Origin of the sequence: Micromonospora sp. NBC_01796 (assembly GCF_035917455.1) — a bacterium.
GTDB lineage: Bacteria > Actinomycetota > Actinomycetes > Mycobacteriales > Micromonosporaceae > Micromonospora_G.
The window spans coordinates 1,153,769-1,174,190 of record NZ_CP109078.1; the positions used below are offsets into that span (position 1 = coordinate 1,153,769).

Annotated in this window: 17 protein-coding genes; 3 read left to right on the top strand and 14 right to left on the bottom strand. The window is 70.8% G+C overall.

Translation table 11 applies throughout. The annotated features are described in order from the left end of the window. Positions 1-115: 115 nt before the first annotated feature. Both OIE47_RS05285 and OIE47_RS05290 read right to left on the bottom strand, forming a co-directional pair. Positions 116-955, bottom strand: coding sequence for a GNAT family N-acetyltransferase (locus OIE47_RS05285; protein WP_326560363.1), 840 nt, complete (start codon positions 953-955; stop codon positions 116-118). 58 nt (positions 956-1,013) lie between these two features. Continuing rightward, a complete protein-coding gene (locus tag OIE47_RS05290) occupies positions 1,014-2,285 on the bottom strand; it encodes an MFS transporter (RefSeq protein ID WP_326560364.1) in 1,272 nt (423 codons plus the stop codon). A 128-nt stretch (positions 2,286-2,413) separates the two neighbouring features. Here OIE47_RS05290 and OIE47_RS05295 point away from each other — a divergent pair, with 128 nt between their 5' ends. Beyond that, the gene (locus OIE47_RS05295; RefSeq protein ID WP_326560365.1) at positions 2,414-2,989 is read left to right on the top strand and encodes a PadR family transcriptional regulator; all 576 of its coding nucleotides are present in this window, start codon (positions 2,414-2,416) and stop codon (positions 2,987-2,989) included. Between the two features lie 152 nt (positions 2,990-3,141). Here the strand turns inward: OIE47_RS05295 and ispG are convergent, their stop codons facing one another. The 5 genes from ispG to OIE47_RS05320 all read right to left on the bottom strand — a co-directional run bounded on the left by ispG (position 3,142) and on the right by OIE47_RS05320 (position 9,788). Beyond that, positions 3,142-4,314: a flavodoxin-dependent (E)-4-hydroxy-3-methylbut-2-enyl-diphosphate synthase gene (gene ispG / locus OIE47_RS05300; protein WP_326560366.1), complete on the bottom strand. Its 1,173-nt coding sequence runs from the start codon at positions 4,312-4,314 to the stop codon at positions 3,142-3,144. Between the two features lie 7 nt (positions 4,315-4,321). Next, entirely contained in the window at positions 4,322-5,572 is a 1,251-nt protein-coding gene (locus OIE47_RS05305) for a M50 family metallopeptidase (protein ID WP_326560367.1), read from the bottom strand. Next, the gene (dxr, locus tag OIE47_RS05310; protein ID WP_326560368.1) at positions 5,572-6,783 is read right to left on the bottom strand and encodes a 1-deoxy-D-xylulose-5-phosphate reductoisomerase; all 1,212 of its coding nucleotides are present in this window, start codon (positions 6,781-6,783) and stop codon (positions 5,572-5,574) included. The genes OIE47_RS05305 and dxr overlap by 1 nt, the downstream gene beginning before the upstream one ends. Before the next feature lie 101 nt (positions 6,784-6,884). After that, the gene (locus tag OIE47_RS05315; RefSeq protein ID WP_326560369.1) at positions 6,885-7,433 is read right to left on the bottom strand and encodes a GNAT family N-acetyltransferase; all 549 of its coding nucleotides are present in this window, start codon (positions 7,431-7,433) and stop codon (positions 6,885-6,887) included. A 138-nt stretch (positions 7,434-7,571) separates the two neighbouring features. Continuing rightward, entirely contained in the window at positions 7,572-9,788 is a 2,217-nt protein-coding gene (locus tag OIE47_RS05320; protein WP_326560370.1) for an MMPL family transporter, read from the bottom strand. Between the two features lie 127 nt (positions 9,789-9,915). Here OIE47_RS05320 and OIE47_RS05325 point away from each other — a divergent pair, with 127 nt between their 5' ends. Continuing rightward, positions 9,916-11,514 (top strand): phytoene desaturase family protein, encoded by a 1,599-nt coding sequence (locus OIE47_RS05325; RefSeq protein WP_326560371.1) that lies wholly within the window; start codon positions 9,916-9,918, stop codon positions 11,512-11,514. Positions 11,515-11,633: 119 nt separating this feature from the next. Here the strand turns inward: OIE47_RS05325 and OIE47_RS05330 are convergent, their stop codons facing one another. Further along, positions 11,634-13,217 carry a Rieske 2Fe-2S domain-containing protein gene (locus OIE47_RS05330; RefSeq protein WP_326560372.1) on the bottom strand — a complete coding sequence of 528 codons (1,584 nt, stop codon included), beginning with the start codon at positions 13,215-13,217 and terminating at the stop codon, positions 11,634-11,636. Between the two features lie 179 nt (positions 13,218-13,396). Between OIE47_RS05330 and OIE47_RS05335 the strand changes: the two genes are divergently transcribed. Next, a complete protein-coding gene (locus tag OIE47_RS05335; RefSeq protein ID WP_326560373.1) occupies positions 13,397-13,618 on the top strand; it encodes a DUF2631 domain-containing protein in 222 nt (73 codons plus the stop codon). A 119-nt stretch (positions 13,619-13,737) separates the two neighbouring features. Here the strand turns inward: OIE47_RS05335 and OIE47_RS05340 are convergent, their stop codons facing one another. The 6 genes from OIE47_RS05340 to tsf form a co-directional block, all read right to left on the bottom strand. Further along, positions 13,738-15,006 (bottom strand): DivIVA domain-containing protein, encoded by a 1,269-nt coding sequence (locus OIE47_RS05340; protein WP_326560374.1) that lies wholly within the window; start codon positions 15,004-15,006, stop codon positions 13,738-13,740. A gap of 67 nt (positions 15,007-15,073) precedes the next feature. After that, on the bottom strand, positions 15,074-16,210 hold the full coding sequence (gene rlmN, locus OIE47_RS05345) for a 23S rRNA (adenine(2503)-C(2))-methyltransferase RlmN (protein WP_326560375.1): 1,137 nt from the start codon (positions 16,208-16,210) through the stop codon (positions 15,074-15,076). 96 nt (positions 16,211-16,306) lie between these two features. After that, positions 16,307-17,788: a phosphatidate cytidylyltransferase gene (locus OIE47_RS05350; protein WP_326560376.1), complete on the bottom strand. Its 1,482-nt coding sequence runs from the start codon at positions 17,786-17,788 to the stop codon at positions 16,307-16,309. Next, positions 17,788-18,345 carry a ribosome recycling factor gene (frr, locus tag OIE47_RS05355; protein ID WP_326560377.1) on the bottom strand — a complete coding sequence of 186 codons (558 nt, stop codon included), beginning with the start codon at positions 18,343-18,345 and terminating at the stop codon, positions 17,788-17,790. The genes OIE47_RS05350 and frr overlap by 1 nt, the downstream gene beginning before the upstream one ends. A gap of 178 nt (positions 18,346-18,523) precedes the next feature. Next, a complete protein-coding gene (gene pyrH / locus OIE47_RS05360) occupies positions 18,524-19,291 on the bottom strand; it encodes a UMP kinase (protein ID WP_326560378.1) in 768 nt (255 codons plus the stop codon). Positions 19,292-19,473: 182 nt separating this feature from the next. Next, entirely contained in the window at positions 19,474-20,301 is an 828-nt protein-coding gene (tsf, locus tag OIE47_RS05365; RefSeq protein WP_326560379.1) for a translation elongation factor Ts, read from the bottom strand. Between the last annotated feature and the right edge of the window lie 121 nt (positions 20,302-20,422).

Sequence of the window (20,422 nt, forward strand, 5' to 3'; positions counted from 1 at the left end):
CCCTGGTTGTCAGCTTGGCGGAACTAAGCGGTCTTTGGAGCTGCTTTGCCAGCATCGGTGGCACCACGCTGCCGAGGATCCACCCCGACAGCCGTCGACCGGCAGAAACGAAGGCTCAGAACAGGATGGTGGCGAACGTACCGACCGGCTGGAAGCCGCAACGCTCGTAGACCCGGCGGGCGGGCACGTTGTAGTCGTTGACGTAGAGCGACACCGTCGGCGCGACCCGGGTCAGGGCGTCCGCCACGACCGCGGCCATCGCGGCGGCGGCGATCCCCCGGCCGCGCCACCCCGGCGCCACCCAGACACCCTGGATCTGCGCGGTGCGCCGGGTGACGACCGCGAGTTCGGCCTTGAAGACCACCTGGCCGTCGACAAACCGGGCGTACGCGCGGCGCGCCCGGACCAGGTCGGCGACCCGACGGCGGTAACTGCGCCCACCGTCCTCGGCCAGCGGTGACACGCCCACCTCTTCGGTGTACATCGCCACGGCGGCCGGAAAGAGCAGGTCGACCTCGGCCGGGCGGACCGGGCGCACGTCGGGGTCGACCGGGATCGGCGGCTGCGCCCCGGTGGCCAGCAACGGCTGGTTCGGGCGTACGTCACGGGCCGGGCCCCAGTGCGCCGAGAGCTGCTCCCAGAGGCCGAGCACCTCGTCGGCCCGCCCGACGATCGACGAGCAGAACCGGTCCTCGGCGGCGAGCAGTTCACCGAACGCGCTGATCGCGGAGGCGGTCGCCCGTACGGGGGTGAGCTGACCGCCGACCCAGCAGAGCGACTCGATCTCCCGGCCGGAACCGTAGCCGTAGACCCGACCGTCCGCCCGCCACCAGGACAGTCCGTGCGCGGCGATCCGCTCGGCCACCTGGGCAGCCGCGTACGGTTCGAGGTCGAGCAGCCGTTCGACCGCGCCCCGCTCGGCCTCGCCGAGTTGCCGTACCGGAACCATCAGCACACCCACCAGCGTGCCAGATGAGTGACCGCTCGGGCGGGGCGACGTCCGTGCCCGCCCCTCAGGAGGGGGCCCTTCCGCCACCGGAGGCGACAACCAGCGGCGCTTCCTGCATCCCGACGCTGGTGGGGCGGTGTTGGGCGGCCCAGCGTACGACCGGGGGTTGTGCCGCGCCGAGCAGCGCGAAGAGTACGGCCAGCACCAACCACCCCGGCGCGCCCCAGCCGATCGCGAGCGTGGTCACCAGGACCGGGGCCAGCATGCCGCCGAGCTGCATCCCCATCCCGTACGCGCCCTGGTACTGCCCCTGGGCGTGGGCCGGAGCCAGCCCGAACGAGATGCCCCAACCGGCGGCGGAGTGCCAGAGTTCCCCGATCACGTGCACCAGTGCGCCGGCCACCAGCAGGCCGACCGCCACCGGGGTCGGCACCCCGCCGCTGGCCGCGTAGAGCAGGCAGGCGACACCGATGGCGACTCCGGCCCGGCGGGCGGCGTGCGCGGCCCCGGTCAACTGCTCGGTCCCGCGCGAGGCGCGTACCTGGAACAGGACGATGACGGTGGTGTTCACCAGGAGCAGGACCGAGATCAGCCAGCGCGGCGCGTGGGTGTGCTGGGCGATCCAGAGCGGCAGTGCGATGTTGAGCAGACCGAAGTGCATCGACATCAGCCCGTCCAGCACGGTGAAGGCCAGGAACGGGCGGTCCCGCAGGGCGATCAGTCGTGGCCCGTTGCCGGTCCCCCGTACCGGCGGGATCGGCGCCATCGGGATCAGGACCAGTGCCGCCCCGGCGAGGCTGGCGGCGTTGACCGCGATCAGCGTGACGTACGCGGCCCGGGTGTCGGCGGCGAGCCCGACGCCGGCCAGGACGGTGCCGACCGAGATGCCGACGTTGGTGGTGGCCCGCAGGTACGCCCTGGTGCGTACGCGCTGGTCGGGTGGTACGGCACCGGCGATCATGGCGCCCCGGGCACCCCGGAACGCGGCGTCGCTGAGCGCGGTGGCGACCCCGACCAGGAGGAACTGCGGGAAGGACCGGACCGCGATCAGGGCCGCGGTGAGCCCGGCCGAGCCGAGCAGGCCGAGGAACTGGATGCCGCGCGGCCCGAACCGGTCGGCCAGGTAGCCCATCGGGGTGCTCGCCACCAGGCTGACCAGCGCGGTCACGGTGAGACCGACACCGACCTCCGCCACGGTCAGGCCGACCGATCGGGTCAGGAAGAGCGCGCTCGCGGTGAGCCAGATGCCCCGTCCGACCGTCTGGACCAGGGTGGAGACGGCGAGGATCCGGGCCGCTCCGGGTTCCGGCAGAAGTCGTTCCGGCAGAAGTCGCATCACCCCACCCAACCGTACGACCGTACGGTTTGTCGCCCCATTATTGCCCGACTCACGTCGAGGGGGTTGCAGCCGATGCGTTGGCGATATATCGTCGACACATCAGCGATACTCACAGGAGGAGTTACATGAGTTTCCACCGAAGGTTCCAGGCGATGCACGACGAGTCCCGGATGCGCGGCGGCTTCGGCTTCCCGTCCTTCTCCCCCGGCGGCCACGGACATCCCGGTCACGGCCGGGGACGGGGTCGCGGCCGGGGACGCCGGCCGAACGTGCGCGGCGCCGTACTGGCCCTGCTCACCGAGCGGCCGATGCACGGCTACGAGATGATCCAGGAGCTCGACTCCCGTACCGGCGGTGCGTGGCGGCCGAGCCCCGGCTCGATCTACCCCACCCTGCAACTACTCGAGGACGAGGGCCTGATCGTCGCCGCGGCGGCCGAGGCCGGCGGCGGGCGCAAGCGCTTCAGCCTCACCGAGGCCGGCCAACCCGAAGCCACCGAGGCCGCCCAGACCCCACCCTGGGAAGAGTTCACCCCCGACACCGTCAACAGCTGGCAGGAGATGCGCGACGCCGGCTTCCAGGCGATGAACGCCCTCCGCCAGGTCATGATCAACGGCACCGACGACCAGCGCGAACGCGCCGCCCAGGTCCTCGAAGAAACCCGCCGCAAGCTCTACGCCATCCTCGCCGAATCCGAGTGACCGCCTCAGCACCCAGGACCAGACAGCAGAAAGGGCATCCCCACCACAGGAGGGGATGCCCTTTCCGTACGCACAAAGGTTTTCCGGGCGGCGTCCCCACGACGGGGATCAAGCCTGACGACCCAGAGTGGGGACGCCGCCCGGAAAACCCCCTAGTGAACAGTCACCGTAGGCCCGGTGATCATGTCCCGCAGCTCCTCGGGCAACTCCGCACCCATCTCATCCGCCAACCGCAGCGCCTCTTCGATCAGCGTCTCGACGATCTGCGCCTCGGGCACCGTCTTGACCACCTGACCGCGTACGAAAATCTGGCCCTTGCCGTTGCCCGACGCGACGCCGAGGTCGGCCTCCCGGGCCTCGCCCGGTCCGTTGACCACGCAGCCCATGACGGCGACCCGCAGCGGCACCGGCAGCCCTTCCAGACCGGCGGTGACCTCCTCGGCCAGCTTGTAGACGTCGACCTGGGCCCGACCGCAGGACGGGCAGGAGACGATCTCCAGACCCCGTTCGCGCAGGCCCAGCGACTCCAGGATCTGGTTACCGACCTTGATCTCCTCGACCGGCGGCGCGGAGAGCGAGACCCGGATCGTGTCGCCGATCCCCTCGGCCAGCAGCGCGCCGAACGCGACCGCCGACTTGATGGTGCCCTGGAACGCCGGCCCGGCCTCGGTCACCCCGAGGTGCAGCGGATAGTCGCACTGCTCGGCGAGCTGCCGGTACGCCCGGATCATGACCACCGGGTCGTTGTGCTTGACCGAGATCTTGATGTCCCGGAAGCCGTGCTCCTCGAACAGCGAGCATTCCCAGAGCGCCGACTCGACCAGTGCCTCGGCGGTCGCCTTGCCGTACTTGGCGAGCAGGCGCTTGTCCAGGGAGCCGGCGTTCACACCGATCCGGATCGGCACCCTGGCCGCCTCGGCGGCGCGGGCGATCTCGGCCACCTTGTCGTCGAACTGCCGGATGTTGCCCGGGTTGACCCGGACCGCCGCGCAGCCCGCGTCGATCGCGGCGAAGACGTACTTCGGCTGGAAGTGGATGTCGGCGATCACCGGGATCTGCGACTTCTTGGCGATCGCCGGGAGCGCCTCCACGTCGTCCTGGGAGGGCACGGCAACCCGGACGATCTGGCATCCGGACGCGGTCAGCTCGGCGATCTGCTGGAGCGTGGCGTTCACGTCGGAGGTAAGGGTGGTGGTCATCGACTGCACCGAGACCGGGGCACCGCCGCCGACCGGTACGGACCCGACCATGATCTGGCGACTGATCCGCCGGGGTGCGAGCGGCGGCGGAGGTACGGCCGGCATACCGAGACTGACAGCGGTCACTGGACACTCACCTTGAGAAGAGCGTGATCGGATTTACCACGTCCGCGGTGACGGTGAGCAGCGTGAACGCCCCACCGATCAGGATCACCACGTACGTTACGGGCATCAGCTTGAGATAGTCGACGCGCCCCGGGTCGGGGCGGCCCAGCCGGGCGAAGATCCAGGTGCGGACCCGTTCGAACCAGGCGATCGCGATGTGGCCGCCGTCCAGCGGCAGCAGCGGCAGCAGGTTGAAGATACCGACGAAGAAGTTCAGCGAGATGAACACCAGGACGAGGACTTCCCAGGCGTCGTTGGCGACGGCCTCGCCACCGAGCCGGCTGGCCCCGACCACGCTGATCGGGGTGTCCGCGTCCCGCTCACCACCGGTGATCGCGTTCCAGAGGGCCGGGATCTTCTCCGGGATCCGCTGCAACGCCTGCACCGTGCCGACCGCCATGTCACCGGTGTAGTCGGCGGTCGCGCCGAAGGCGTCGATCGGGCTGTAGGTGATCATGCCGGGGGTGGTGATGCTGAGTCCGACACCGAGCGCGGAGACCGGGGAAACCGGGCCGGTGGCGTCACCCAGGGGCGGGCGCTGCACCGAGGCGAGCTTCACCTCGGCCTGCTGGGTGGCGCCGTCGCGCTGGAAGTCGACCTTCGCGGGCGCGTCGGAGGGCGTACGCCGGACCACGTCGAGGACGTCGCCCCAGGTGGAGACGGCGGCCCCGTTCACCGCGGTGATCCGGTCCCCGGTACGGAGCTGGGCCTGGGCGGCCGGGCTCGGCGGGTCGTTCGGGGTGCAGGCGCGCTGCACGTTCTCCACCACGACGCAGTCGGCCAGGGCGATCACGGCCGGCTGCTGCCGGGCCTGCGCCTCGGTGGTCGGGAAGTCGGGGTTGGGCAGGCCCATGAAGACCGCGGCGAACCAGAGCGCCACGATCGCCAGCAGGAAGTGGGTGATCGAGCCCGCGGACATCACGATCGTCCGCTTCCACACCGGGAACCGCCACATCGCCCGCGGCTCGTCGGCCGGGTCGACGTCGTCGTCCTGGGGGGTCATCCCGACGATCTTGCAGAAACCGCCGAGCGGGATCGCCTTGAGTCCGTACTCGGTCTCGCCCCGGCGGAAGGACCAGACGGTGGGGCCGAAGCCCACGAAGTAGCGGGTGACCTTCATCCCGAAGCTCTTGGCCGTCACCATGTGTCCGGCCTCATGCAAGCTCACCGAGATGAGAATCCCCAGGGCAACCACCACGACCCCGAGCAGGTACAGCATCAAGCTCCCTTCACCGACATCTCGATGATCTTCTGAGCGTGCTCGCGTGCCCAGGACTCCGCCGCGAGCACCTCCTCGACGGTACCCGGTTCGTCCAGTTCCGGAGCCGCCTCCAGGACCCGCTCCAGCGTGTCGACGATGCCGAGAAACGGTAGCCGACCCGCCACGAACGCGGCGACGCACTCTTCGTTGGCGGCGTTGTAGATGGCCGGTCGACCCCGGCCGGTCAGCCCGGCCTGCTTCGCCAGCCGCACGGCCGGAAACGCCGCGTCGTCCAGCGGGGCGAACTCCCAGGTGTGTACGGCGGTCCAGTCGACCGCGGCGGCGGCCTCGGGCACCCGGTCCGGCCAGCCCAGGGCCAGCGCGATCGGCAGCCGCATATCCGGCGGGCTGGCCTGGGCGATGGTGGAGCCGTCGACGAACTCGACCATCGAGTGGATCACCGACTGCGGGTGCACCATCACCTCGATGTCGGCGTACGGGACGTCGAACAGCTCGTGCGCCTCGATCACCTCGAGGGCCTTGTTCACCAGCGTGGCGCTGTTGATCGTGACGACCGGTCCCATGTTCCAGGTCGGGTGCGCCAACGCCTGTTCGGGGGTGACCCCGGTCAGCTCGGCCCGCCGCCGCCCCCGGAACGGTCCACCGCTGGCGGTCAGGACCAGCCGGCGCACCTCGCTCCGGTCACCCGAGCGCAGGCACTGGGCCAGCGCGGAGTGCTCGGAGTCGACCGGCACGATCTGGCCGGGTCGCTGCACCGCACCCCGTACGATCGCACCGCCGGCGACCAGGGACTCCTTGTTGGCCAGCGCGAGCGTACGACCGGCGCGCAGCGCGGCCAGGGTGGGTGCCAGCCCGAGCGAGCCGACCACCCCGTTGAGGACCACGTCGGCCGGCCACTGCGCCAACTCGGTCATCGCCGACGGGCCGGCGAGGATCTTGGGGATGCGGAAGCCGCCGCTCGGGTAGCCGCGCTTGGCGGCCTCGGCGTAGAAGGCGAGTTGCAGGTCCTGGGCGGCCGAGGACTTGGCCACCCCGACGGCCTCGACCCCGAACTCCAGGGCCTGGGCGGCGAGTTCCGCCACGTTGCCACCGCCGGCACCGAGCGCGACCACCCGGAAGCGGTCGGGATTGCGCCGAGCGATGTCGATGGCCTGGGTGCCGATCGACCCGGTCGAGCCGAGCAGCACGATGTCACGGGGAACGCTCACCCGGACATTCTCCCTGAACCACGCCGACTACCGGACACCGAGCCTCACGCCCCGCCGGTGACCTGCCGATCCGGGCCGCCGATCCCCCACGGGAGACCGGCTCACCCAGGACGGCGCAGGACAAAGGTCTCCAACTCCTCGCCGCCGTACCAGTCGGTCCGCCGGCCGATCGGCGTCATGCCCAGCCGCCGGGTGACCGCCATCGAGGCGTTGTTGCCCGGCGACACCACCGCGTAGATCTCGGGGGTCCCGTGGGGGAACTCCCGGTCGACCGCGCCCCGGGCCGCCTCGGTGGCGAAGCCGTGCCCGTGCGAGTCCGGGTGCAGGTGCCAGCCGACCTCGATGTCCGAGGTGGGGGTCGAGCCGTCGGCACCCGGCAGCGGTTTGAGCAGCACCGTACCGACGACCTGTGCGGTGTCCCGGCGCTCGATCGCCCAGGCGCCGTAGCGGTCGCCGTGATCGGCGTGCCGGGCGTGCCAGCGCCGTACCACGTTGGCGGCCCGCCCGGGATCGGTGAGCGGGAGGTCGGGCGACGCCCCGAGCCAGCGGGTGACCTCCACCAGGGAGTAGATCTCGAAGATCCGGCTCAGGTCGCCCGGTTCCTCGGTCCAGTTCCGGACGACCAGCCGCTCGGTCTCGAACACCGTCATGGCCCGCGATCCTAGACCAGCCCGAAGCCGTGTCGCGATCACATAAAAGTCGGTCGGCCGGCAAGGAAGCCGATCTTGAACATGGCACGTCATCTGCTCGCCGTCGAGCACGCCCGGCCCGACCGGGCCCTCCGGGGATCAGGAGGGGCCGGACTCACGGATGCCGAAGCGGCGGTGGAAGCGGGCCAGCGGAGCGGGTGCCCACCAGTTCCAGCGGCCGAGCAGGCGCATCGTCGCCGGCACCAGCAGTGCCCGGACCAGGGTCGCGTCCACCACGATCGCCACGATCATGCCCACCCCGATCAGCTTGATGAAGGTGGTCCCCCCGGTGGCGAAGCCGGCCACCACGACGACCAGCAGGAGCGCCGCCGCGGTGATGATCCGGCCGGTGTGTTGCAGCCCGGTGGCGACGGCGGCGGTGTTGTCCCCGGTCCGGTCCCACTCCTCCCGTACGCGGGAGAGCAGGAAGACCTCGTAGTCGGTGGCGAGCCCGAACAGCACGGCGAGCATCAGGATCGGGTTGCTCGGCTCGATGAAGCCGGTCGGGGTGAAGTCGAGCAGGCCGGCGAGGTGCCCCTCCTGGAAGATCCAGACGACCACGCCGAACGAGGCGCCGATCGAGACCAGGTTCATCACCACCGCCTTGATCGGCAGCACCACCGAACCGAAGGCGAGGAAGAGCAGCACCAGGGTGGCCGCCGCCATGATCAGCGCCATCCAGGGCAGTCGCGTACCGAGGCTGTGCAGGAGGTCGGCGTCGGCGGCGGGACGACCACCGACGAGTACCTCGGCGCCGGCCGGGCCGGGCAGCCGGCGCAGTTCCCGTACGGCCGACTGGGCGGTCTCCCCGGTCGGCTCACCCCGGTACGTCACGGAGAGCAGGGTGTGCTCGCCCCGGTTCGCCGCCACCCGTACGCCGGTGACCCCGGACACCCGACCGACCTGCTCGGCGAACCCGCCGGTCACCTCCGCCGGCACCCCCGACACCAGGACCTCGATCGGGTTCGGGTTGCCGCCGGGGAACTCGGCGCCGATCCGCTCGGTGACCACCCGTGGCTGCGCGTCGGCCGGCAGCACCCGCTCGTCGATCCCGCCGAACTCGATCCGCAGGAACGGGGCGGCCAGGATCGCCAGCACCACCAGCACACCGACCAGGTACGGCAACGGCCGCCGCATCACACTGCGCGCCAACCGCGCCCAACCGCCCCCGGCGACCGCGCTCCCGTCCCGACCGGCCCCACCGGTCCCGCCTTCCGCAGCCGACGCAGCAGCCGACGCAGCGGCAGCAGCGGCCGACGCAGCCGCTCGGGCGGCCCGGCGGCGGGCACCCGGCAGTGGCACCCGGAGCGCGTTGATCCGGGGGCCGAGTACGGCGAGCAGCGCCGGCAGCACGGTCAGGGCGGCGAGCATGGCGACCAGCACCGCCGCCACCCCGCCCAACCCCATCGACCGGAGGAACACCTGGGGGAAGATCAGCAGGCTGGCCAGAGCCAACGCGATGGTCAACCCCGACACCAGCACGGTACGACCGGCGCTGTTCATCACCCGGGCGATCGCCGCCGAGGTGTCGTGCCCGGCGGCGAGTTCCTCCCGGAACCGGCTGACCACAAAGAGCGCGTAGTCGATCGCCATGCCGAGCCCGATCAGGGTGATGATGTTGACGGCGAAGACCGACACGTCGGTCACCAGGTGCAGCAGCCGTACGGCGACGAACGCGCCGAGGATGGCCAGTCCACCGATCAGCAGCGGGGTGGCCGCCGCGACCAGCCCGCCGAAGATCAGGATGAGCAGCACCAGGAGGACCGGGAGGGAGAGCGTCTCGGCCCGGGTGATGTCCTCGGTGGTCTGCTTGTTCGCGGTGACCAGGAACGGCACGTTGCCACCGATCTGGGTCCGTACGCCGGGGGCCTCCAGGTCCGGTCGGAGCCGTTCGAAGGCCGCGGTCTTGCCGTCCTCGTCGCCGGCCCGCAGTTGCACCAGGGCGTAGGTGGCCCGCCGGTCGGTGGAGAGCAGGGCCGGGGCGCCGGTGGCGTACCAGTCGGTCACGCTGACCACCTCGGGCCGCTGGCGCAGGCGCTCCAGGGTGGCGGTGACCGGCTCCCGGACGGCCGGCTGGTCCACCGTCGTGGTGGCGGAGGAGTAGAGCACCAGCACGTCGGCGCCCTGCTCACCCAGTTCGGCGACGATCCGCTGCTGGGCACGGCTGGACTCGCTGGCCGGATCGTCGAAGCCGCCGCCGGTGAGCGAGCCGAGCACCCCGGTCCCCCAGGTCGCGCCGAGCAGGACCAGGGCCAGCCCGCCGCCGAGCACCGCCCAGCGGAACCGTACGACCGCCGCACCCCACCAGTCGAACATCGACATCCTCCCGCGTCGCCCGTCCCGTCCCGCCCGGCGGTGCCAGCCACCGGTACGGGTGACGATCAAGATCCGGGTTCAGCCTAGGACCCTCCCGGACGGCTCCGATCGGCACTAGGCTCCCCGGATGAGCACAGAGCTGCCCCGGCGGGCCGACGTGGTGGTCATCGGGTCCGGGCACAACGGTCTGGTCTCCGCCGTGCTGCTGGCCCGCGCCGGCCTCGACGTGGTGGTGCTGGAGGCGTCCGGGACCCTCGGTGGAGCCACCCGGACCGAACAGCCGTTCGCGAAGGTACCGGGACTGCGCCACTCGACCGGGTCGTACCTGCTCGGGCTGATGCCGCCGGAGCTGATCGCCCTGCTGGACGTGAAGATCCCGGTGCTACGCCGCGACCCGCACTACTTCCTGCCGACGCCGGGCGGCCTCGGCTCGCCGTACCTGCTCTTCGGCAGTGACCGGGCGGCGACCCGGGCGCAGATGGCGTCGGTCTTCTCCCCCGCCGACGTGGCCGCCGACGACGCCATGCAGGCCGAGTTGGCGGCGTTGCGCGACGACCTGGCGCCGGCCTGGCTGGCCGAGCCGCTGCCGGTGGCGCAGACCGCCGAGCGGTACATCCGGCCGGCGCTGCGCGACATCTTCGTCGACCTGGTCACCGGCTCGGTCGCCGACTACCTGGCCCGGTTCGAGTTCCGGTCCGAGCTGCTGGTCTCGATGTACGCGGTCACCGACGGGCTCTCCGGGCTGAACGCCGGTCCGGACGACCCCGGCACCGGGCACAACTTCCTGGTGCACAACATGTGCCGGCTGCCCGGTGCCGACGGCACCTGGATGATCACCGAGGGCGGCATGGGGACCGTCTCGCGGACCTTCGCCGACGCCGCCCGCGCCGCCGGGGCCAAGATCTTCACCGGTACGCCGGTCAGCACGGTCACCCTGACCGGCGGTACGGCCACCGGCGTGGTGCTCGCCGACGGGCGGGAGATCGACGCCGAGGTGGTGCTCGGCGCCTGTGACCCGTACCGGTTGATCGACCTGTTGCCCGACGGCGCCCTGCCGGCCCCGCTCGGCGAACGGATGGCGGCGGTACGCCGTACCGGCACCACGCTCAAGCTGAACCTGGCACTGTCCGGGCTGCCGCGGTTCTCCTGCCTGCCGGCGGACGCCCCGAGCCCGTTCGGCTCGACCATCCACCTGCTGCCCGGCTCGGCCTCCCTGCTCGACGGGGCGGCCGGGGAGTCCCCGATGGCGGCGCTGCGCGCGATGTGGGCCGACGTGCGGGCCGGGCGGCTGCCGGAGGAGCCGACCATCGAGTGGTACCTGCACACCACCGTCGACCCGTCCCTGCGCGACGAGGCGGGGCACCACTCGTCGGCGCTGTTCGTGCAGTCGGTCCCGTACGAGCTGGCCGGCACCACCTGGGCCGAGGCGATGCCGTCCTATGTGGACAAGCTGCTGGCGGTCTGCGAGCGGTACGCCCCCGGCACCGCCGACCTGGTCGCCGACGCGGTACCCCTGCCCCCGCCCGGCATCGAGGCACATTTCGGCATCACCGGCGGGCACATCCACCACGTCGACAACACGGTCGCGTTCGCCGACCGGATGCCGTACGCCACCGGAATCGACGGCCTGTACGCCGGCAGCGCCGGCTGCCACCCGGCGGGCAGCGTGATCGGCGCCGCCGGACACAACGCCGCCCGCCGCATCCTCACCGACCTCAACCGCTGACCCCGCACTCGCGCGCTCGCGCCGCGCGCTCGGGGCTGCCGCTCATGTAGAGAAAGAGTGGCTATCCGGAGGCGGATAACCACTCTTTCTCTACATGAGGCGTTACGGGTGGGGCGGGGTCAGTCGGTGGTGGTGGTTGCTTCGGCGGGGACGGGGGCTTCGGTGCCGGCGCGGTGGGCGCGGATCTCGTGGCCGACGCTGGTGAGGCAGCGACCGCTGGGCAGGTCGAAGCGCCACCCGTGGAGCTGGCAGGTGAGCTGGTCGCCGTCGATGATGCCGAACCGGGTCAGGTCCGCCTTCAGGTGCGGGCAACGCCGCTGTACGACCCAGTCGCCGAGCGTGACGTCCTCGGCGTCCGGGCGCTGCTCGGCGTACCAGCCTTCGGCGTACTGGAGCCGCTCCTCGGAGAGGCACTTGAAGAAGGCGTACACGAACTCGTTGTACTGACCGATCCTGGCGGCCGAGAACCGGCAGGAGAGGAAGAGGGAGTTGACCCAGTCGACCTCGCCGGAGTGCAGGAGCGACTCGATCAGCGTCCGCTCGGTACGGAACCGGTAGCGGACCTTCTCGTCGGCGGCTGCCCGGACCTCCTTGCCCGGGAAGTCCACCACGATCGACTCGACCGACTCGCCGTCGTAACCGATGAGGTCGAACCGGATCGGACCGCCGACGCCCTTGGCCAGGTAGACGGACTCTTCGAGCAACGGCTCGATCCGGCGCTTCATCTCACCCAGGACGTCGACCTCCGGGTGCCGCCAGGTCGCCTTGGCCGCCTCGATCACCGGCCGCTGCCGGGCCTGGTACTCGCGCAGGTGCTCTTCCTTGTTCTCGAAGAACTTGCGGACGTCGGCGACCGGGTGGGTGGTCTCGCAGGTCTCGGTGGTCAGCTCGGAGACGGTGCCGGGCAGGAGGATGACCCCGTTGTCGTAACCGAGCCCCTCGTAGTGGTCGATGAAGACCTGCTGGTCGGGGAAGATGTTGCCCTCGTCGCCGTGGATGTCGTTGAACTGCCACAGGTCGTCGTCGAGAAAGCAGGGCGGTCCGGCGATCGGGAAGACGTAGGACGCCTTCAGGTCGTCGATGTAGCGGATCGTCCGGTCCATCTGCCGGTCGCGCTTCTGCTTGCCGAACGCCGTCTTCGCCGCCGCCGGCAGCTCGTAGACCATCGGGTACCAGATGGCGCCGGAGAACTGGATCATCTGCGCGTGCACGTGGCCCAGTTCGCTGAAGACGTCCAGATCGCTCGGGCGGGCGTCGTTCTGGTTGAGCAACCGGACGCCGTCGTACTCGACCCAGAGTGACGAGTCACCGATGGGGCCGTCGGTCGGGCTGGTCAGCGCCTGGATCATCACCTTGAGCCCGCCGTCGAGCTCGACCACCTCGTTGCTGGTGGTACGCAGGAAACTGGTGAAGCCCAGGTCCCGCAGCTCGTCCTCCAGCTCCGAGGTCGGGTACGCCGGCAGCAGGACGGTCGCCTTCTTCGAGATGAACCGCTTCAGGTGGGCGGCGTCGAAATGGTCCCGGTGCAGGTGCGAGACGTAGAGGTAGTCGACCTGGCCGAGGGTCTCCCAATCGAGCTGTGAATTGTCCGGGAATGGGAACCACGAGGCGAAGTAGGCCGGGTTGACCCACGGGTCGCACAGGATGCTGCCCGCACCCGTGTCGATCCGCATACTGGCGTGTCCCGTACCGGTCACTCGCACCGCGCACTCCTTCAACCGAGAGAACAAGTCGTACGCCCAAACGCTACCGGAGTGAGTACGGGGCCCAACCCGCGACGCCAGGTTGGCTGCCTCACGCCAGCGTGGAGACCCTCCGGCGCAGCCGGTGACCGGCGTGCCAAACTGAACCGGAGATCCGATCGTGAGGGGAAGGACCGAACGTGGCAGGAAGCGAGCCGGTAACGTCGCCCGATCAGCACAAGCCGGGGCACCGCAGGGCAGGCCGGATCGGCGCTGTCGTCTCCGCGGCGGCTCTGCTGGCCATGCTGGTCGGTAACCACGAGGGCGCGACCGAGGACATCTGGCTGATCGGCATCGCAGCCGGGCTGCTGCTGATCGTGATCGGCGACACCGTACTGCGTCGCAACGGGCTCCGTTCCTGATCCTCGGCGGCCGCCGGGATCGGCACGGTACACCGGCAACGTACACATTCAGGCCCGTCCCGGAACCGGGACGGGCCTGAATTCATGTTCTATCCGGTTGCCCGGGATGATCGAGACGGTCAGCGGCGGCGCAGGATGTCCTGCACCTCCTTGAGCGCGGCGTCAACCTCGGCTTCGAAGTAGCCGCCGGGCACCAGGCCAAACTTCATCAGGTCGAGTTCGGCCGGGTTGACCGGCATCGGCCCCCGCCCGGACATGCTGGTCAGGATTCCGTCGAACAACCGGTCCACCTGCTCCGGGTCGTACCCGCTACCGAAGCGGCGGACCTGGAACTGGCGACGGATGTTGTCGACCCGCTGCATGTCGCCACCGGGGCCGCCGGGCATCGGCGGAGGGCCACCAGCCGGCGGGCCACCCATCGGTGGGCCACCCATGGGCGGGCCGGCGATCGGCGGACCACCCGCGGGCGCCATGCCCGGTCCGGGACCGGGGCCACGGCCGCGCAGGTCACGGTCGGGCATCCGGATTTCGGCGGTCATGTCCGTCTTACCGTGGCGTCCCGACTCGAAACCGTCGAAACGGTCGTCCGGCGACGGCCCGAAGTTGGGACCGGGCGGACCGGCCGGCCCACGGGCACCGGGAGGCGGGCCGCCGGGGCCACGCGGGTTGTCATAACCACCGCGCGGCGGGACCTCGCCGCCGAAGACGCCGGTCGGCTCGTCGTACCGTCCGTACGGGTCCGGGGGCGGCCCGGCCTGGGCGGGCATCGGTCGTTGCGGCAGCGACGGCTGTCCCGGAGGCAGCGCACGGTCGTCCCGCATCGGCGGACCCATCCGGTCGGGGTGACCCATCGGACCGGGAGGACCCATGCGGTCGGGGGGCCCCATCCGATCCGGGGGACCCATCGGGCCGGGAGGGCCCATCCGGTCCGGCGGACCCATGCGATCCAGAGGGCCCATCTGTCCGGGGGGACCCATGCGGTCCGGAGGGCCCATCTGTCCGGGGGGACCCATGCGGTCCGGCGGACCCATCCGGTCGGGGGGACCCATGCGATCCGGGGGACCCATCCGGTCGGGGGCGCCCATCCGGTCGGGCGGACCCATCCGGGCCGGCAGGCGGGAGTCGGCGCCCCGGCTGCCGCCGCCGCGCTCCTCCAACTCGGCGAGCTGGCGCTCGACCCGGTCGAGATGCAGGTCGACCTGCCACTCGTCGTAGCCGCCGAAACGGACCCGGAACACCACGTCGTGGACTTCCGCCGAGGCGACGGGCGCGCCGACCGGCGAACCGGCGAGCGTGGACTCGACCCGGTCCAGGAACGTGTCAACCTCGTCGACCTTGTAGCCCCGCCGGAGCGCCTTACGCCGGAAGCGTTGACCCTGACTCGCCACTATGTCTCCTGCTTCGATCGCTCATCACGCAGCCCACTGCGCCAGCCGGCCCATCCGCGGTGCCCGGTCACGTGGCCACCTCGGCCGCGGCCAACTGCCCACATGCCCCGTCGATCTCCCGCCCTCGGGTGTCGCGGACCGTGGTCGACACCCCGGCCTCGCGCAACCGTCGGACGAACTCCCGCTCCACCGGCTTCGGGCTGGCATCCCAGCGGCTGCCCGGCGTCGGGTTGAGCGGAATGAGATTCACGTGTGCCAGCCGTCCGGCCAGCAGCCGACCGAGCAGGTCGGCACGCCACGGCTGGTCGTTCACATCTTTGATCATTGCGTACTCGATGGAAACGCGACGCCCCGTGCGGTCGGCGTAGTCCCATGCCGCATCCAGCACCTCGGCGACCTTCCACCGCTGGTTGACCGGAACGAGTTCGTCGCGCAGATCATCATCGGGCGCGTGCAACGACAGCGCAAGGGTCACCGAGAGGTCCTCGCCAGTCAACCGGCGGATGGCCGGCACCAGACCGACCGTGGAGACGGTGATGTGGCGCTGGGACAGGCCGAGCCCCTCCGGCGCGGGGGCGCAGAGCCGCCGTACCGCCGCGATCACCCGGGAGTAGTTGGCCAACGGCTCGCCCATGCCCATGAAGACCACGTGCGACAGCCTCGGCGGCGAACCGGCGACCGCACCGGACGCGGCCACCCCGGCGAGGTAGACCGCCTGGTCGACGATCTCGGCGGTGGAGAGGTTCCGGGTCAGGCCGGCCTGACCGGTCGCGCAGAACGGGCAGGCCATGCCGCATCCGGCCTGGCTGGAGATGCAGACGGTGATCCGGTCGGGATAACCCATCAGGACGCTCTCGACCATCGAGCCGTCGTGCAGCCGCCAGAGCGCCTTGCGGGTCGCGCCGTCGTCGCAGGCCAGCTCGCGGACCGGGGTCAGCAGGGTCGGCAGCAGCGCCTCGGTGATGCGGTCGCGGGTGGCGGCCGGCAGGTCCGTCATCTGTGCCGGGTCGCGTACCAGCCGACCGAAGTAGTGGGTGGAGACCTGGCGGGCGCGGAACGCGGGCTCGCCCAACTCCGCGACCAGCGCCTGCCGGTCGGGCAGGGCGAGGTCGGCGAGATGGCGCGGAGGCATTGCCGCGCGGGCGGACTTCCCGGCCGCCGTCGGCGCGTCCGGACTGATCTGGATCATGGGCAGGCTCGTCATGGCTTGTCCAGTCTCCCACGCCGACGGAAGCACGTACCTGGCCGAGGGGTCCGAACCGGTACGTGAACCCGGTGAGGTCGCGGACGTGGGAACATCTCAGCCGACCGGCACCAGGAGCGCCAACAGGAGATAAGCGACAGGTACGGCGAACAGCACCGAGTCCAGCCGGTCCATCAGACCGCCGTGTCCCGGCAGCAGATTGCTCATGTCCTTGACGCCGAGATCCCTCTTGATCATTGATTCGCCCAGGTCCCCGAGGACCGCCGCACCCGAGACGGCCACCCCGAAGAGGGCTCCCCAGAGCGGGTTCACGTCGAAGAGGAGGAAGAGCAGCAGGGCACTGCCCCCGGCCGCCGCCAGTACCGACCCGGCAAAGCCCTCCCAGGACTTCTTCGGGCTCACCGACGGGGCCATCGGGTGCTTGCCGAACATCACCCCGGCGGCGTACCCACCGGTGTCGGAGAGCACCACGGCGGCGATGGTCACCACCACCCGCAGCGGCCCGTTGGTGGGTTCGGCGGCGAGCAGCGCGGCGAAGCCACCCAGGAACGGCACGTAGACGGCGATCAGCGTCGCCGCGGTGATGTCCCGCTGGAAGCCCGCCGGTCCGTCGCCGAGCCGCCAGACCATGGTCGCCAGCACGGTCACCAGGAGCCCGAGGCTGAGCGCGTCCGGACCGGCCCACCAGGCCAGCCCCACCATCAGCACACCACCGACGACCAGCGGCACCAACGGCGCCTCGGCGCCGCCGCGCCGTACGGCCTGGGTCATCTCCCAGATGCCGATCGCCACCGCGGCCGCGATCACCGGGAAGAACGCGACCGGCAGCAGGACGAGCGGAAGGACCACCGCCGCGCCCAGGCCGAGTCCGACGCCGATCGCGGCCGGCAGGTTGCGCCCGGCCCGGCTGTTCGCCGGTAGGGTCGCGGGCCGTCCACGGCCGGCTCGACGTCGACCGGTACGGGGACGCGCGCCGGTCGGCTCGGCCTCCTCCGGATCGAGGGCCGGTGCACCGTCGGGCATCCCGCCCGGACCGTGCTCGACGTACTCGGGGTGCAGCCGGCCGGGGTCGACCTGCTCCGGCCGCCCCTGCCGGGGGTCGCCGTAGTCCGCTCTCGGCTGGTTCGGGTAACCGGGCGGCGCCACCAGGTTCTGCTGGTTCTGCTGGTCGAAGCCGCGGATCGGTGCCCAGCCGACGGGATCGGTCAGCCCGTCCGCACCCGCGTCGGCCAGGTCGTCGCCACCCGGGTAGCCGCCGCCGGGGTAGCCCGCACCGGAGTCCCCCGGTCCGTACGCAGGCCCGTCCGGCCGGTCCGTGCCCGCGTACGGGCCGGGCGGTCCCCCGTACGGACCGGGCGGGCCGGTGTAGCCGTCGCGACGGGCCGGCGCGTCACCGTGCCGGTACCCGGACACGGGTGCATAGCCCGGCGGGTCGGCAACGGCCTCGGGCGCGGCACCGGTGTGCCGCGCCCGAAGTCGAGGCTCCTCGGGAGCATCCGGCCAGTACGGGCCGGCAGGTCCGTCCTGGCGCTGCCGGCCCTGTGACTCGGCGCTGCCGTTGGGGTCGAGGTAGGACATCAGACCTCGAGCAGCTCGGCTTCCTTGTGCTTGACCAGTTCGTCGACGTGCGTCGAGTACTTCTGGGTGAGGTCGTCCAGCTCCTTCTCGGCGCGGCGCCCCTCGTCTTCACCCGCCTCGCCGTCCTTGACGATGCGGTCGAACTCCTCCTTGCCCCGGCGGCGGATGTTGCGGATCGCCACCTTGGCTTCCTCTGCCTTGTTCCGCGCCACCTTGATCATTTCCCGGCGCCGCTCCTCGGTCATCTGCGGGAGCAGGATGCGGAGCTGGTTGCCCTCGTTGCCGGGGTTGACGCCGAGGTCGGAGTCGCGGATCGCCTTCTCCATCGCCTGCAGCTGCGAGGCGTCGTAAGGCTTGATGATCGCCATCCGGGGCTCGGGTACGCCGACCGACGCCATCTGGGTCAGTGGCGTCGGGGTCCCGTAGTAGTCAATAATGATCTTGGAGAACATGGCCGGAGTGGCCCGCCCGGTGCGGATGGCACCGAACTCCTCCTTGGCGTGCTCGACCGCACGTTCCATCTTTTCCTCGGACTCGAGGAGAGTGTCGTCGATCACCTGCTCCCTCGCCTCCCTCTGCTAAGTCGTAGTCGTTTCTCATGCCCGGCTGCCCGGCTCGCGCCGCGCTCTGCTCGATGGTCCCGGCTTACGCCGTGCTCTGCTGTCCGGTCCCGGCTTACGCCGTGCTCTGCTCGATGGTCCCGGCTTACGCCGTGATCTGCTCGATGGTCCCGGCTTACGCCGTGATCAAGGTCCCGATCCGGTCGCCACCGACGGCGCGGATGATGGTGTCGTCGCCCTCGGCCCCGAAGACCAGCATCGGCAGGCCGTTCTCCTCGCAGAGGCTGAACGCGGCGGCGTCGGCCACCCGGAGCCCACGGCGGAGCACCTCGGAGAAGGTGATCTTGTCGAACTTGCTGGCGGTCGGGTCGGTACGCGGATCGGCGGAGTAGACCCCGTCCACCCCGTTCTTGCTCATCAACACGACGTCGGCACGAATCTCCAGCGCCCGCTGGGCGGCGACGGTGTCGGTCGAGAAGTACGGCATCCCGGCGCCCGCACCGAAGATGACCACGCGGCCCTTCTCCAGGTGCCGGATCGCCCTCAACGGGATGTACGGCTCGGCCACCTGGGCCATCGTGATCGCGCTCTGCACCCGCGTCTCGATGCCCTCCTTCTCCAGGAAGTCCTGGAGGGCGAGGCAGTTCATCACCGTACCGAGCATGCCCATGTAGTCGGCCCGTGCGCGGTCCATGCCGCGCTTCTGCAACTCGGCGCCGCGGAAGAAGTTGCCTCCGCCGACCACCACGGAGACCTGCACGCCACGGCGTACGACGGTCGCGATCTGCCGGGCGATGGCCTGGACCACGTCGGGGTCGACCCCGATCGCCCCGCCGCCGAAGACCTCACCGGAGAGCTTGAGCACCACCCGGCGGGCCCGACCGGGCGGCGGCGCCGTCGGATCGTCCGCCGCCAGGCTCCGATCACTAACCACCTGCGTCATCCGACCCGCCTCTCTCCCGCGGACATCCCGTCCGCTGCCCCGTCGCCGCACCTGCCGCTGCCGACCCTATGTGACGAGGAGGCCGCGGTGCCTGTCATGTACACCGGCGGCCTCCTCGTGGTTTGTCTCAGTCCCTCACCGACCCGGGCCGCAGTGGTGGCCCGGACCGACGGTGGGATCCGTCAGGCCTGGCCGACCTCGAAACGGACGAAGCGGGTCACGGTGATGCCAGCCTCGGCGAGCACCTGCTTGACCGTCTTCTTGTTGTCCGTCACGGACGGCTGCTCGACCAGGACGTAGTCCTTGAAGAAGCCGTTCACCCGACCCTCGACGATCTTCGGCAGGGCCGCTTCCGGCTTGCCCTCCTCGCGGGCGGTCTGCTCGGCGATGCGCCGCTCCGACTCGACCGTCTCGGCCGGCACCTCGTCACGGGTGACGAACTTCGGCCGCATCGCCGCGATCTGCATCGCCGCGCCGCGCGCGTCAGCGTCGGCGGCCTCGTCGGTCTTGCCGGTGTACTCGACCAGTACGCCGACCGCCGGCGGCAGGTCCTGCGCCTTGCGGTGCAGGTAGACCGCGATGGTCCCGTCGAGTACGGCGAAGCGGTTGAGCACCAGCTTCTCGCCGATCTTGGCGGACTGCTCCTGGATCAGGTCGGCGACGGTCTTGCCGTCCAGCGTCGAGGCGAGCAGCCCCTCGGCGTCGCTCACACCCGCCTGCTCGCCGTGCTCGACGAGCTGCTGGGCCAGCGCGATGAAGTCCGCGGTCTTGGCCACGAAGTCGGTCTCGCAGTTGAGCTCGAGCAGCGCCTTGCCGGAGTGGGCGACCAGGCCGTTCGCGGCGGTACGGCCGGCCCGCTTGCCGACGTCCTTGGCACCCTTGATACGCAGCAGCTCGATGGCCTTGTCGAAGTCGCCCTCAGCCTCGGTGAGCGCCTTCTTGGAGTCCATCATGCCGGCGCCGGTCAGGTCGCGGAGCCGCTTGACATCCGCAGCGGTGAAGTCTGACATGACTCTCTCTTCGGTGATTGGGACTGCGATTGATGATCTGCTAAAGGGATAACTCGGTCCGGGCGCGTGGTGTCCACGTACGCGCTCGGGCCAGCCGGCCGCGGTGTGCGGCCGGCCGACC